Here is a 13,629-nt window from a genome sequence, read left to right as displayed (position 1 = left end):
TGCGGAGGGTAACCGGGCGGCGGGTAACCGGGCGGCGGCAACAAACCACCGGACTTCATGGGGAGTTGAGCGTGGAGCCAGACCCGAAAGCGCCGACGCAGATGCGGCCGGAAGCGGAGGAGGAGCGCTTCCGCCTACTGCTGAAGAATTCCCCCGACATGGTCTTCCGCCGCAGCGTGGGCGGCACCTACCTGGATGTGTCCGCGGCCAGTTGGGCACTGCTCGGCTGCCCCTGCGAAGAAGTCGTCGGAACCTCCGCGGCCGACCGGGTCCACCCGGACGACATGGACGCATTCGGGGCTGCGGAGCGGAATCTGGTCGGCGCGGGCCGGGCGGTCGCGCGGCTGCGGCTGTGGCACAGCGACGGGCGCTGGGTGTGGACCGAGTCCACCGCCTGGGTCGTCCGCGACGACCGGGGCAAGCCGGTCGAGGTGCGCGGCTTCACCCGCGAGGCCGAGGCACCACGGCAGGGGGAGGCGCTGCGGGCGGTGCAGGAGCAGGCTCGATCGATCATCGACACGGCTCGTGACGCGTTCGTCCGTATCGACGAACAGGGTGTGGTCATCGACTGGAATCAGAGTGCCGAGAACCTGTTCGGGTGGACGCGCCAGGAAGTACTGGGACGGCCCCTGGCCGAGATCGTCATCCCGGAGCGCTACCGTGCCGCGCATCTGGCCGGTCTGCAGCGCGTGTTGGCAGGCGGGGAGCCGCATATGCTCGGCAGACAGATCGAGATCTGGGCACTGCACCGCGACGGCCACGAGTTGCCGGTCGAGTTGGGGGTGTGGCGGCTGGAGTCGGGTCCGGTCCGCGGTTTCAACGCCTTCGTGCGGGACATCACCGAGCGCAGGCAGGCCGAGCAGGCCCTGCTCCTCGAGACCGAACGCAGGCACCTGCTGGCCGAGACCATGCGCAGCCGCGAGCAAGAGCGCACCTGGCTGGCCGCAGAGCTGCACGACGGCCCGATCCAGCGTCTCACCGCCGTCGGCTACGGCTTCGAGGAAGCCTGCCTCGTCCTCGAACACGAAGGCGTGGAGGCGAGCCGGGATCTGTTCGCCCGGGCCCGCAGGCGTCTGGGCGAGGAGATCGGCGGACTGCGCACGCTCATGACCGTCCTGCGCCCGCCCGCACTCGACGAACAGGGTCTGGCGGTGGCGCTGCACGACCTCGCCGAGGAGTTCAGCCGACGGCACGGCGTGCGCTGCCCCGTGACGATGTCGGTCTCTCAGCGGCTCGAACCCGACATCGAGACCGTGCTCTACCGCATCGTCCAGGAGGCCCTGACCAACGTCGCGCGACACGCGCACGCCACCAACGCCGCCGTGACCCTGGCCGACTCCGTGCCCGGGTCCGGAGCCGATGCCGATGCCGACGCCGGGGCCGGGGCCGGGGCCGGGGCCGACCACCCGTCCGAGAACAGCGTGGTCCTGACCGTGGCCGACGACGGCGTCGGCTTCGACACGACGCGCACGCCCAGCTTCGTCGCCGGTGGGCATTTCGGCATGGCCTCGATGCGCGAACGCGTCCATATCGCCTCCGGGACCTACGTCCTCACTTCTTCCCCGGGCGCCGGTACCCGCATCGAGGTTCGCATCCCCGTCGGCCGGAACCAGCAGGCCACAGCCGAGAAGAAAGAGCAACCATGACCGTCGCAGACGCTTTCCCGGACAGCGATCCCGACCAGGCGTCCGTCATACGGACTCTCATCGTCGACGACGTCGACGATGTACGTGACGGGCTCGCCCGGCTGCTCGCCCGTATCCCCACGATCGAGGTGGTCGGCACGGCCGGCGACGGCGCGCAGGCGGTGCGGCTCGTCGACGAGTTGCGGCCCGCGGTGGTCCTCATGGACATGCGTATGCCGGTCATGGACGGGCTGGAGGCCACCGGCAGGATCGCCGCGAAGCACGACGACACCGCCGTCGTCGTGCTGTCGGCCTACGGCGACGACTCCATGGTCCTCGAAGCCCTCCTGCGCGGCGCCCGGGGCTATCTGCTCAAGGGCGCCGACGCCAACGAGTTGACCCGGGCGATCGAGGCCGCTGCCCGCGGCGAGTCCCGCGTGTCCGGATCGCTGACCAAACCCCTGCTGGACCGGCTGGTCGAAACCCTCGCCACGGAATGCCAGTTGCGCGCGGAAGCGGAAGCCCTGGTGGCCGACCTCGCCGAGCGCCACGCCGAGAGCGAGGGGCTCAGCACACGGCTGGCCGGCCTGCTCGACGCCGCGCCCGTCGGGATCGTCGAAACCGACACCTCCGGCCGGATACTGCGCTGGAACCGTGCCGCCGAGCGCATTTACGGATGGCACGCGGAGGAGGTCCTCGGCCGGCCCGACCCCAACCCCGCACCGCCGGACACCTATCCCGCACCGCCGGGCGCCGTCACCGTGACCGACCAAGCCGCCGACCCGGAGTCCTCGCGACACGTGCGAAGGGACGGCAGCACGGTGCACGTGGAGATCGTCCGCGCCGCGCTCACCGAACCCGATGGATCGACGACCGGAGCGATCAAGGTCATCACCGACGTCACGCGCCGCAAGGAACTCGAAGCCGAACAGGTCCACCGCCGGAGCGCCTGGGTGCGGCGGATGCGGCGACGGCAGCGTGGACTGCCTCGCAGATGACGAGGCAGGGTCGGGCCACCGACGTCCCTCACGCCTTACCCGAGTACTCCTTTACTCCTTGCCGAAGGCAGCGATATTGCGCGCCGCCCACTCGGCGAAGGTCCTGGGCGCACGGCCCAGGATCTGCTCCACGTCCGGGCTCACCCGCTGCTCCGCGGCCGACGGTTCACCCAGGATGGCGAGAGTGCCGTCCACGACGGCCTCCGGCATGAAGCGGACCATCTGCGATCTGGCCTCCTCGCGGCTCTGCTCGATGAACCGTACGGATGTCCCCAACGCGTCCCCGATCGCCCGGACCTGCTGCCTCGGGGAGATCGGCGCCGGCCCGGTGAGTTCGTACGTACGGCCCGCATGGCTGCCGTCGCGCAGGACCGCGGCCGCGACCTCCGCGATGTCCGCCGGGTCGACGGTCGGCAGGCCGATGTCGGCGAACGGCGCCGCGACCGAACCGTACGAGCGGATCGGCTCCGCCCACCACAGGGCGTTGGAGTCGAAGCCGCCCGGCCGCAGAACCGTCCAGTCCGGACCGGACTGCCGGACAGCGTCCTCGAACGCCCGGAGGTGGGCATGGGCAGGGGAGTCGGGTCGCGTCCCGGCACCCTGGGAGGACAGCAGCACGATCCGCCCGACCCCGCCGGCTTTCGCGACGTCGAGGATGTCGTGCGGGTTCAGGGTCTCGCCGCCGGCGGCGATGAGGAGGAAGAGCGCGTCGGCTCCGTCGAGCACGGGGGTGAGGCTTGCGGGATCGGCCAGGTCGGCCTGCCGATGGTGAACCGGCGTCTGTACGGCCGCCTGAGTCTGCACGTCCGCGGGGCGTCGGGAAACCGCCGTCACCTGCTCGCCCGCCGCGGCAAGGGCCTGCACGAGCGGCCGTCCGACGTTTCCGGTGGCTCCAGTTACTACGATCATGGTCAGCTCCCGTTCCGAGATGTCTGACCCCATGCTGGAGGCTTAACTGGCCATCTCCTGGCCAGTTTCTGGGGAAGAATGATCCGGCATGAGAGCCGATCGTCTGGTGGCGACCCTGCTGTTCCTGCAATCCCGCGGACGCGTGAGGGTGAGCGAGGTGGCCGCCGAGCTCGAAGTGTCGGAGCGCACGGCGCGACGCGACCTGGAGGCGCTGGCCACTGCCGGCATCCCCGTCTATTCGCAGCGCGGCCGCGGCGGCGGCTGGTCGTTGGTCGGCGGGGCCCGGACCGATCTCAGCGGGCTGACCGCCGGTGAGATCCGGGCACTGTTCCTCGTCGCGGGCCCCTCGTCGGCCGGCCCGGAGCTGCGGACGGCACTGCGCAAGCTGGTGAAGGCCCTGCCCGCGACGTTCCGGTCCGAGGCCGAAGCCGCGTCGCGAGCCCGCGTCACCGACGGCACGGACTGGTCACGCTCTCCCGTCACGGCCGCCACGCCCCACCTCGAAGCACTCCAGCGTGCCGTGGTGGACGGCACGCAGATCCGGCTCGGGTACGAACGGCCCGGCAGACCCACGGGCGAGCGGACGGTCCATCCGCTCGGCCTCGCGTCCAAGGCGGGCGTCGGCTATCTCGTCGCCGACACCGCCCATGGCCTGCGGACTTTCCGCCTCAGCCGCGTGACCTCGGTCGAGGCGACCGGCGAACCCGTCGTACGGCCCGAGGGTTTCGACCTCGCCACCGCCTGGCGTTCGCTCGCCGCGCGGATGGAGGACCGCCTGCTTGCCGCGACCGTACGGGCCCGGGCCGAGCGAAGCGCCGAGCCGCTCCTTCAGGGCCTGTTCGGTGGGCGGCTGCGGATCGGCCGACCGCTCGCCGCCGACTGGCTGGAGGTGACGATCGACGGCCCGTCACCGCAGATCGTGGCGGCGCAACTGGCGGGCCTTGGAGGGCGTGTCGAGATCCTGGACCCACCGGAGGCGAGGGCCCGACTGGCGGAGCTGGCCGCCGAACTGGCCGCTCTCTATGGGCCCGACCGGCCCCCTGCCGATCAGGAAGCGGAGTATGAAGGGGACCGTCAGGCCGGTCCGGACTCCTGAACCGCCCAACCGCCCAACCATCCAACCGCCCAACCACCCACCGTGGGAAGGAATCCGCAGTGACCGTCGAACGCATAGGCCCGCCCCTGACCGGAGGCGAGCGCGAGACGCTGCGTGCCTTCCTCGACTTCCACCGCGCAACGCTGGCCATGAAGGCCGAAGGCCTGTCCGACGAGGAGCTGCGCCTGCAGTCCATGCCCCCGTCGACGCTCTCCCTGCTCGGCCTGGTGCAGCACATGGCAGAGGTGGAGCGCGCCTGGTTCCGGCGGGTGATCAACGGGGAGGACATTCCGCTCGTCTGGTCGGACGAGGGCGACTATCAAGTCGCATACGACGCAAGCGGGTCCACGGGCGCCGAGGCCTTCGACGCCTGGCAGACCGAGGTCGAGCACGCCCGCCGCATCGAGGAGCAGGCGGAGTCCCTCGATGTGACGGGCCACCAGGCCAGATGGGGCGAGGACGTCTCGCTCCGGCTGGTGATGCTGCACATGATCCACGAGTACGCCCGGCACAACGGCCACGCAGACTTCCTTCGCGAGGCGATCGACGGGTCTGTCGGGGCATGACGTGACACCGCAACCCCCGTCCCGCCCCCAGCGGGCCGGCGCTGTTCAGGGTGCGTACGGCGCAGGGCACGCGGCGCGCTGCCAGGCGGCGCACGCCAGAGCTATCCGCCCGGCGTTCGGCACCCGCCGCAACCCCAGCGGCCGCCGCGCGGCCCGCAGCACCGCCTCGATCCCCGTCGCGGTCCGCTCCAGACCGGCCCGGTCGGGGTTGCGCGCGAAGGCCAGTGCGAGCCGGATCACATCGATGTGTACCGACTGCAGCCGTTCGAAGTCCAGATAGATCCGCAGCGCGCTGCGGTGTCCGGCGAGGGCAGCCGGACGGCTGTGGGCGAGTGCCGTACACCAGGCCCGCAGTGCCGCACGTCGCTCGGCGTGCTTCGCGTACCGCATCCGGGACAGATGCGAGGCGATCTCGTAGACGGGATCGCCGAAGAGGGCGAGTTCCCAGTCGATCAGGGAGAGCCGGCCGTCCGCTCCGACGATGAGGTTGCCCCGGTGGACGTCGGTGTGAAGGAGTACGAACGGCCGCTCCCCCAGCCACTGCGCGCGTTCCACCAGCCGTCCGAAGGCGTCGTACGGCACCTTCAGCTCGGCGAACAGCCTCTCGAAGCCCTTGCCGTGCCGCCCCTTCACCTCGCTCTCGGTGAAGTCGACCAGCGTACGGAGAAAGCCGGCGCAGTCGCCGTCGAGCGGCCAGTCCTTGGGGCAGGGCGGCAGCAGCCGGGACGGGACGGCTGTGGTCTGCCGGAAGAGTTCTCCCAGGGCGTGGATATAAGGCAGCCCCACCGGCCCCTCATGACCCACAAGGTCCGACAGCGAGTCGCCCTCGGCGAAGGAGTGCACGGTGAAGCCGGGCCGGTCGGCGAGGACCCGGGGGCTCTTGTCCACCCGGCCGGCGATGGCTCCGAGCAGTTCACTCTCGGGCCAGATCCGCAGATTGAACTGAACGGCATCGGTGATCGGGGCCCGCACCTTCACGGGCGTACCGGTGGGCAGGGCGACCGACGCCGCGAGCGCGTCCGGCAGCTCCACGCAGTAGTTGCGGTGGTAGTAGCCGGTGAAAGGTGCCCCCTCACCGGCCGCTCGGTACAGCGACTCCCAGCTGTCGATGTCCCGGCCGGAGGCGCTGCGGGCTACATCGGGCATGCGGCTCCTGCGCTCTAGAGGCCGAAGACACCACTGACGGGCCGTACCGGGCCGGCCGCCGATCACGTTCATACCCAAGCGTAGTGACAGCATCAAACCCCCTTGCAGAAAAGGAAAGTTGACGCTGCCCGCCTCGCCCGGCCGGGACCCTGCCTGTCATCCCTACCCGACGGCGGCCGCCTGCATGACGCCCAGATCCTCGGCAAAGCAGGTGGCGCCGGCCTCCTGGAGCCGAAGACGCTTCTCGCGGCTCGGGTGGTAGCCGATGAACGGGACGCCGGCCGCCGCTGCCGCCTCGGCGTCCGCGGGCGAGTCGCCGATCATCACGCTGTTGCCGGCTGCCGTGCCCGTGCTGTCGAGGAGTTGGTGCAGGCTGTGCGGATCGGGCTTCATCAGGCGAAGATCGTCGGGCCGGCCGGCGATCCGGTCGTTGAAGTACTTCTCCAGCCCATGGAGGTGGAGGTAGGCGCGAATCGCCGCCTCGCAGTTGTTCGAGGCGACGGCGAGCAGCTTGCCCTCGACGCGCAGCTCCGTCATGAGCGGTTCGGCCCCGGCGGTGGGTTCAGCCGTCTGCGCGGCCTCGGTCTCGGCCTCCTCAAGGTATTTGCGCATGGTTCCGACCAGACCCAGTGGGTCGGGGGCGTTGTGCACCCACCGCATCACTTGAAGGGGATCGGTCACGCCCACCCCCTTGATCCTTGCGCTCAGGAGGGCATCGGGGCGGGCGATGTCGCGCAGCGCCGCGGCGATGCGCCAAGCCGCGCGACGCGCGAAGAGATCGCATACGGGACCGTCGAAGTCCCACAGGACGAGAGAGGCGCGGGAGAGCAGATCCCGCAACTGGGTAGGGGAGGTGAGCAACACGTCAGTCGCCGAAATCCGTATCTTGGGCCAACAGGTCCCAGTAGGAGTCGAAGAACGATTGCGCTGTCTCCACCTTCAGTGCCTGGTCGGGCTTGGAGTACGGAAAGAGCGTCGCGCCGAGTCCGAGCGAGTTGAGGGTTGTGCCCTCCTGCTCCTCTCCCTCGACCGGATCCGGATCCGTGCCCTCCAGGGTGTAGTAGCCCTCGAGCAGCAGATCCTTGTTCAGGAGATACATCTTGCTGGTCGGTGTGAGGCGCACGGTCCTGATCTGGACCGACACCTCAGGAACGAGCCGCTGTCGCTTGAGGGTACGCAATTCACTGCGCAGCGACCTGGAGCACTGGATCAGGGTGTCGCGGTGCCGCTGGCGCGGCCGTTCGTCGTCGGGGTCGTGCAAGGACACGGGGAAGGCGAGCTTGATACCGGGGTCGGGCAGCATCAGGCGCAGCGAGATGCTCCGCGGCCGGATCCTGCCGTCGTGGATGCGGGTGATCTGTGCCCCCAGTTGCCGGTTCATCGTCTCCGAGGTCAGGGAGAAGACGTCCATGGTGATGTCATCGGCGTCGAAGGCTGCTTGAAGATGGGGCTGGAGCGTCTCCAGGGCGGGCCGCGCGGTGGCCGGTTCGACCGGCCCGGCGCCAGGGGTGGTCGCGCCCGGCAGCACCCACATGCCACTGCCCTGGCGTGACTCGATCAGGCCCTCGTCCTTGAGCAGGTCCAGGGCCTTCGCCACCGTCGCACGGGACACCCCGAAGATGTCCACCAACTCCCGTTGCCGGGGCAGCAGCTTGCCTGCTCTGTACTGACCGCCGCTGATGCCGTCCCTCAGCCGGGCAGCGACGTACTCGTACTTTCTGCCGTCTTCGCCTGCCGCCTCGCGAGTTGCCACCGCCCCACCGTACAACTCACCTACGCCTACGCGTAATTGGCCTGTCACATCAGATATGTTCGTTCCACTTCAGATTCACCGGACATTTTCCGGTCAAGTGGCCGATCCAATAGTCATACAAGTTTGCCAGTACCCGATGGACGGGAAGACAACAGACAGGTCAACCAGACTAATTTGTCTGCGACTTGACTGCTTGACCGACTCTCACGGGGCGTCCTGCGGGTACAGCGGCGTACGGGCACCGGCGCTCCCCGCGATTCTGAAGGAGGGGGACCTTCATGCCCTTGATCACCCTTGTTCTCGAGCAGTACGTGCAATGGCGGCTCGGCTTCATGGCCGCGCTGGGACTCACCCTCCTCACCGTCGGGGTGAAGGCCGAGAACCCCACCTGCGCAAGCATCGGTGGCCTGCTGCTGGTCGCGCCGGCCATGACCGCCGGGACCTGACCTGCGCAACGTGACCGCCGGGACCTGACCGGCGGCCCGCCCGCCCGGGCATCGCAAGTGCTCAGAAGATGTCCGGGCACCACGGCCGCCGCGACGTCCGCAGCAGGGCGTCCGCCACCCCCGCCGCCCCGGCCGTCCCCTCGTCCACCAGCCCCAGCGCAGCCAGCCGCACGGCCGACTCGTCGCCCAGGTACAGCGCGCCCAACTCCCTTACGCCCAGCGTCAGATCGGGCGACTCCTTCGACGGGACGCAGGCCGCGCCCTCCGGCGACGCGTCCAGGCGGAAGCGGCCGCCCGCGAGGCCACCCACGTCGTGGATGTCCAGGACCAGGCTTGCCGATGTCGCGTACGCACGCGCCTCCAGTGCCCGTACGACATCCAGGATCCGCAGCCACAAGAAGTCCGCCTGCGTCAGAATCCGCGCAGCGCGCGGGTCCGGCAGAAGCAGCGGCAGCAGGTCGTCCGGTGCCCGGTAGCCCGACGTGACCGTGGTTATCCAGTCGATCGAGCAGACGTAGTGCCACAGCGCGCGCTCCGCCGCCGGGGTCAGGGCGATCAGGTCGCGTACCTTCGCCGTGTTCAGCGGTTGTTTTCCGTCGCCCCACTTGTCGTCCGCCAGGTAGGCGAGCAGGCCCTCGACTTCTCCGGCCGGCGAGCGGTAGACCGCGTAGAAGGGCTCCGTCCAGGGCTGGCTGGGCAGTTGTGCCTGACCCGTGTTGAGCTGCCACCAGCGTTCGTTGCGGCTCACCACGCCCGGCTGCCTGGCCGCGAGCCGCGCATGCACTTCCGGGCCGATCTTGCGTACGTCCCCACCGTCCACCAGGTCGATACGGCCGCCGTCGTCCGGGCCCGACCAGCGGGGGTCGAGGCCGGTGCGCGGGACGTCGATCGCCCACTCGGTGGTCCAGGCGGCGGGACCGTAGCCGTACCGCCCGTAGATCGGGTACTCGGCGGCGATGAGCGTGGACACGACGTCGCCGCGTTCCTTCGCCTCCGCCAGGTCCTCGGTCATCATCCGGCTGAGCAGTCCGCGGCGGCGGTGCGTCGGCGAGACCGACACATTGGTGACGGCATGCGAGGCCAGCGGCGCGCCGCCCACCACCGTGAGCTGCTGGGCGAAGGAGCGGTACGTCGCCACACAGCGGCCGTCGTCGAAGGCGCCGCGCACCCGCGCCGGGTCGTTGTGCGCCCACCGCGCGGCGATCTCCTCGTCCGAGATGACCGGCGGCCGCAGAAATCCCGTCCACACGGCGCGCAGCCAGTCGGGGAACTCGGACTCGGTGATGATGCGGGTTTCGACGCTCATGCGCCTCACGCTAGGCCGTACGCCGACCGGCCCGCACCCGAGTTTCCGTAGGCGCTCTACGGCTCACGGAGGGCCGGCGCGGGGCCGTCCGCCGGGAACGGCCGCTTCAGGTGAGCAGGTCGTCCACCTGCGCTTCTCCATCGCGGTACCGGCGGGCGATCTCCCCACTGCAGTCGTCCGCCGTGCGCTGCAGCAGCTGGCGGCTGCGCGAGACCTGCTGCTCGTAGCGGATCAGCCGCCCCATCGCCGCGTCCAGCTCCTCGTCCGTACGGGCCTCGAGGTCCGAGAGCTCGACCTCGGCGAGCATGTCGGCCGCCACCCGCCGGTACTCCTCGCTGTGCGGCGTGGACAGCGTCACATGGCGGGCGGACGAGCGGTGCCGCGAGGGGGCGTCGGCCAGGATCTCCGAAAGACGGGCCACCACGGCGGTCCCGGCGCGGTCCGCATGAACGAGGCGGTGCGAGCCGTCCCTGCCCTCCGGGCCGTCCGGGCGGCCGAGGGACGGCGCCACGGGGTGCGTACGCCGCGCCAGCTCCGCCCGCAGGATGTCGATCCGCCCCTGCAGCAGCCGTCGTACATAGCTGAGATCCGCCTCGTCACGCTGCGAGTCGCGGCGCAGGGTGCGCAGCTCCGGCAGCCGCAGCGCGAGGAGGTCGTGCTGCGCGGGATCCGGCAGGGGGCCCGCGGTGCGCTGGTGGGGCGGGAGCGCGGGACAGGCCGCCGCCACTACCGGATACGCGGGAACCGACGCGGGAAGCGACGTGGGAATCGCCGACGTCGGAATCGATACGGGACCGGGCGACTGCCCGGCGCCAGGTGTGCTCATGTGCTTCTGTCCGTCCCCTCGACCGGTGCATCGGGTCTCCCTGGGCCCGAAGGGCCGAGGGGAAGCACCGCCTTGGTGCATCGTGCCACCCCAGAAGGTCTTGACGCAGGTGCTCTGCACCCGTTCAGCCCCCGATAGGTTGGTCTGTATGCGTGCGGTGGTGCAGAGGGTCGACGGCGCGAGCGTCGTCGTGGCGGGCGAGACCGTCGGCGAAATCGTCGGCGAAGGGCTGTGTGTGCTGGTGGGAGTCACCCACGAGGACACCCGGGAGAAAGCGGCGCAGCTGGCCCGCAAGCTCTGGTCGGTGCGGATCCTGGAGGGGGAGAAGTCGTGCTCGGACGTGAACGCGCCCCTGCTGGTGATTTCGCAGTTCACTCTCTATGGGGACGCCCGTAAGGGCCGCCGGCCCACCTGGAACGCGGCGGCGCCCGGCGATGTGGCCGAGCCACTGGTCGACGAGGTGGTGGCACAGCTGCGGGCGCTGGGCGCGACGGTGGGGACGGGCCGGTTCGGTGCGCAGATGCGGGTCTCGCTCACCAACGACGGCCCGTTCACCGTCCTGATCGAGGTCTAGGCCCTCTCCGGCCGTACGAGCCGTACCGATCGGCCGCATCGACCGGTACTGACCAGCCGTACTGATCAGGGCTCGACGACGGGTTCCTGGGCGGCCGCCGTGTCCCCCGCCAGCAGCTCCGCGTCCAGCGGCACATTCCGCTTGACCAGCGCGAGCGCGATCGGCCCGAGCTCGTGGTGGCGCGCGGACGTCGTCACAAAGCCCAGCTGACGGCCCTCCGCACCCTCCGCCGCAAGCCGGATCGGGGTGCCGTGGCCCGGCAGATGGACCTCGCTGCCGTCCAGGTGCAGAAAGACCAGCCTGCGCGGCGGCTTCCCCAGGTTGTGGACGCGCGCCACGGTCTCCTGACCGCGGTAGCAGCCCTTCTCCAGATGGACCGCGGAGCCGATCCAGCCCAGCTCGTGCGGGATGGTGCGGTGGTCGGTCTCGAAGCCGACGCGGGGGCGGTGGGACTCGATGCGCAGTGCCTCGTACGCGAGGATCCCGGCGGCCGGGCCGTTCGCGGCGGCGGACGACTCGAGGTCGGCGCGCGGCAGGAACAGATCGCGGCCGTGCGGGGTCTCCCGTACGGCAACGCCGTCCGGCGCCTCCGCGATGGAGCCGGCGGGCAGATGCACCACCGCGAACTCCTCGGTGCGGTCGGCCACTTCGACCCGGTAGAAGAACTTCATCGACTCCAGATAGCCGATCAGCGCCTCCTGCGTGCCCGGCTCGACATGCGCCCAGACCGTCTCGCCGTCGTCGACGAGATAGAGGGCGTGCTCGATGTGGCCGTGCGCGGAGAGAATCAGCGCCTCGGTGGCCTGGCCCGCGGGGAGCTCGCTCACATGCTGGGTGAGCAGCAGATGCAGCCAGCTCAGCCGGTCGTCGCCGGTGACCGTGACGACGCCGCGGTGCGAGAGGTCGACGAGGCCGGTGCCGTTCGCGAGGGCGCGCTGTTCGCGGAAGAGATCGCCGTAGTGCGCGGCGACGCCTTCGTCGGTGCCTTCGGCTGCCACGGCACCGGGAAGGGACAGCAGAGGGCTGGTCGTTGAATGTCGCTGCATGGGGGTAAGCCTACGACTCGGTGGTTGACGCCTCGGCCGCGCACTTTTTGCAGCGCCCGAAGATCGCGAAGTGCTTCATGTCCGTCTCGAAGCCGAAGGTCTCGCGCAGCTTGGCGGTGAAGTCGGCGGCGACCTCGACGTCCGCCTCGATCACATTCGTACAGTCCCGGCAGACCAGGTGGATGTGGTGGTGCCGGTCCGCGAGGTGATAGGTGGGGGCGCCGTGGCCGAGGTGGGCGTGGGAGACCAGGCCCAGCTCTTCGAGGAGCTCCAGGGTGCGGTACACGGTGGAGATGTTCACACCGGACGCGGTCTTGCGGACCTCGGAGAGGATGTCGTCGGGTGTCGCGTGCTCAAGAGTGTCGACGGCCTCGAGGACAAGCTGGCGCTGCGGAGTCAGCCGGTAGCCGCGCTGCCGCAGATCGCTCTTCCAGTCGGTGCTCACCACCCCCCCAGTGTAGGCAGGCGTCAATCTCCGTACGGGCCGAAAATCACCTTGCACAGCCCCGGAGGCCACCTGAGAGCTCTGCGGAACCTACTTGAAGAAGGCGATGCCGTCGTCCGGGAGGTCGCCGAGGTCCTTGGCCCACGCCTCGACCTGCTCGGGGCTTACGACCTTCTTCAGATGCGCCGACATGTACGGCCTCAGCGGGACCTCCGGGGTGGCCTTCTCGCCCACCCACATCAGGTCGCCCTTCACATAGCCGTAGAGCCGCTTGCCGCCGCTGTACGGGGCCGAGGCGCTGGTGCGCGCGACCGCGTCCGTCGCCAGGTCGATCTGCGGCTTCTTCTCGGCGAGCTCGCCGTACCAGACCTCGACGATGCCCTGGTCACGGGCCATGACGATCTCGAGCTTGCGCTCGGAGTCGATACGCCAGTAGCCGGACTCGGACTCCAGCGGCTTGACGTTGTTGCCCTCGGCGTCGAGGACCCAGGAGTGCGAGACGTACTCGATGAAGTCCCGGCCGTCGTGGCTGAAGGTGGCGGACTGGCCGAAGTTGCACTTCTCGGCGCCGGGGAAGTCGGACACGCCCACGCCCTCCCAGGTACCCAGGAGAAAGGCGAGCGGGACGAGGCCCGGGTTCAGGTCGGACGGAATCTCGATCATGAGCAGCTCTGGCGATCTGTAGGGATACGAGTGTGACTAGCGCTGACCCTGGTACAGCTTCTTCACGGTCAGACCGGCGAAGGCGACGACGCCGACGCAGACCAGGACCAGCAGGGCTTCGAAGAATGCCTCAAGCACGGGGAGCTCCTCGGATGAGCAGTGTGGGCGGTAACGGGCCGGGGCCCAGCCTAATGGGTGGGGGCCCGGCCCTCTCTCTGAGGTGGCTCCCT

15 protein-coding genes are annotated in these 13,629 nt (G+C 69.8%); 6 read left to right on the top strand and 9 right to left on the bottom strand.

The window, feature by feature from the left end; all coding sequences use genetic code 11:
* Positions 1-71 precede the first annotated feature (71 nt).
* Together ACQEVG_RS01300 and ACQEVG_RS01295 are read left to right on the top strand one after the other, a co-directional pair.
* Positions 72-1,646 (top strand): PAS domain-containing sensor histidine kinase, encoded by a 1,575-nt coding sequence (locus tag ACQEVG_RS01300; protein ID WP_432975654.1) that lies wholly within the window; start codon positions 72-74, stop codon positions 1,644-1,646.
* A complete protein-coding gene (locus tag ACQEVG_RS01295; protein WP_432975651.1) occupies positions 1,643-2,623 on the top strand; it encodes a response regulator in 981 nt (326 codons plus the stop codon). Before ACQEVG_RS01300 ends, ACQEVG_RS01295 begins: the two co-directional genes overlap by 4 nt.
* 51 nt (positions 2,624-2,674) lie before the next feature.
* On the opposite strand, the gene ACQEVG_RS01290 is transcribed toward ACQEVG_RS01295, so the two are convergent.
* Complete coding sequence (locus ACQEVG_RS01290) at positions 2,675-3,532, bottom strand: NAD(P)H-binding protein (protein ID WP_432975648.1); 858 nt, start codon at positions 3,530-3,532, stop codon at positions 2,675-2,677.
* 88 nt (positions 3,533-3,620) lie between these two features.
* Between ACQEVG_RS01290 and ACQEVG_RS01285 the strand changes: the two genes are divergently transcribed.
* Both ACQEVG_RS01285 and ACQEVG_RS01280 read left to right on the top strand, forming a co-directional pair.
* The gene (locus ACQEVG_RS01285) at positions 3,621-4,628 is read left to right on the top strand and encodes a helix-turn-helix transcriptional regulator (protein ID WP_432975645.1); all 1,008 of its coding nucleotides are present in this window, start codon (positions 3,621-3,623) and stop codon (positions 4,626-4,628) included.
* A 59-nt stretch (positions 4,629-4,687) separates the two neighbouring features.
* The gene (locus ACQEVG_RS01280; RefSeq protein ID WP_432975642.1) at positions 4,688-5,194 is read left to right on the top strand and encodes a DinB family protein; all 507 of its coding nucleotides are present in this window, start codon (positions 4,688-4,690) and stop codon (positions 5,192-5,194) included.
* A gap of 45 nt (positions 5,195-5,239) precedes the next feature.
* Here the strand turns inward: ACQEVG_RS01280 and ACQEVG_RS01275 are convergent, their stop codons facing one another.
* The 3 genes from ACQEVG_RS01275 to ACQEVG_RS01265 form a co-directional block, all read right to left on the bottom strand.
* Complete coding sequence (locus tag ACQEVG_RS01275) at positions 5,240-6,340, bottom strand: phosphotransferase family protein (RefSeq protein ID WP_432975639.1); 1,101 nt, start codon at positions 6,338-6,340, stop codon at positions 5,240-5,242.
* A 162-nt stretch (positions 6,341-6,502) separates the two neighbouring features.
* Positions 6,503-7,204 (bottom strand): HAD family hydrolase, encoded by a 702-nt coding sequence (locus tag ACQEVG_RS01270; RefSeq protein WP_432975636.1) that lies wholly within the window; start codon positions 7,202-7,204, stop codon positions 6,503-6,505.
* A 1-nt stretch (position 7,205) separates the two neighbouring features.
* Entirely contained in the window at positions 7,206-8,093 is an 888-nt protein-coding gene (locus ACQEVG_RS01265; protein ID WP_432975633.1) for a GntR family transcriptional regulator, read from the bottom strand.
* A 278-nt stretch (positions 8,094-8,371) separates the two neighbouring features.
* Between ACQEVG_RS01265 and ACQEVG_RS01260 the strand changes: the two genes are divergently transcribed.
* The gene (locus ACQEVG_RS01260; protein ID WP_432975630.1) at positions 8,372-8,539 is read left to right on the top strand and encodes a hypothetical protein; all 168 of its coding nucleotides are present in this window, start codon (positions 8,372-8,374) and stop codon (positions 8,537-8,539) included.
* A 61-nt stretch (positions 8,540-8,600) separates the two neighbouring features.
* Here the strand turns inward: ACQEVG_RS01260 and ACQEVG_RS01255 are convergent, their stop codons facing one another.
* Both ACQEVG_RS01255 and ACQEVG_RS01250 read right to left on the bottom strand, forming a co-directional pair.
* Positions 8,601-9,845 carry a GNAT family N-acetyltransferase gene (locus tag ACQEVG_RS01255; RefSeq protein WP_432975627.1) on the bottom strand — a complete coding sequence of 415 codons (1,245 nt, stop codon included), beginning with the start codon at positions 9,843-9,845 and terminating at the stop codon, positions 8,601-8,603.
* Between the two features lie 106 nt (positions 9,846-9,951).
* The gene (locus tag ACQEVG_RS01250; RefSeq protein WP_432975624.1) at positions 9,952-10,671 is read right to left on the bottom strand and encodes an RsiG family protein; all 720 of its coding nucleotides are present in this window, start codon (positions 10,669-10,671) and stop codon (positions 9,952-9,954) included.
* Between the two features lie 148 nt (positions 10,672-10,819).
* Here ACQEVG_RS01250 and dtd point away from each other — a divergent pair, with 148 nt between their 5' ends.
* Positions 10,820-11,245, top strand: coding sequence for a D-aminoacyl-tRNA deacylase (dtd, locus tag ACQEVG_RS01245; RefSeq protein ID WP_432975621.1), 426 nt, complete (start codon positions 10,820-10,822; stop codon positions 11,243-11,245).
* 65 nt (positions 11,246-11,310) lie between these two features.
* Here the strand turns inward: dtd and ACQEVG_RS01240 are convergent, their stop codons facing one another.
* The 3 genes from ACQEVG_RS01240 to ACQEVG_RS01230 all read right to left on the bottom strand — a co-directional run bounded on the left by ACQEVG_RS01240 (position 11,311) and on the right by ACQEVG_RS01230 (position 13,399).
* On the bottom strand, positions 11,311-12,291 hold the full coding sequence (locus ACQEVG_RS01240) for a YgfZ/GcvT domain-containing protein (protein ID WP_432975618.1): 981 nt from the start codon (positions 12,289-12,291) through the stop codon (positions 11,311-11,313).
* A 10-nt stretch (positions 12,292-12,301) separates the two neighbouring features.
* Positions 12,302-12,739: a Fur family transcriptional regulator gene (locus tag ACQEVG_RS01235; protein ID WP_432975615.1), complete on the bottom strand. Its 438-nt coding sequence runs from the start codon at positions 12,737-12,739 to the stop codon at positions 12,302-12,304.
* Positions 12,740-12,826: 87 nt separating this feature from the next.
* A complete protein-coding gene (locus ACQEVG_RS01230) occupies positions 12,827-13,399 on the bottom strand; it encodes an FABP family protein (RefSeq protein ID WP_432975612.1) in 573 nt (190 codons plus the stop codon).
* Positions 13,400-13,629: the final 230 nt, after the last annotated feature.

The sequence above is a fragment of the Streptomyces sp. CA-135486 genome (assembly GCF_050936555.1).
Lineage (GTDB): Bacteria > Actinomycetota > Actinomycetes > Streptomycetales > Streptomycetaceae > Streptomyces.
This window is presented reverse-complemented; position numbering and strand designations above follow the sequence as displayed.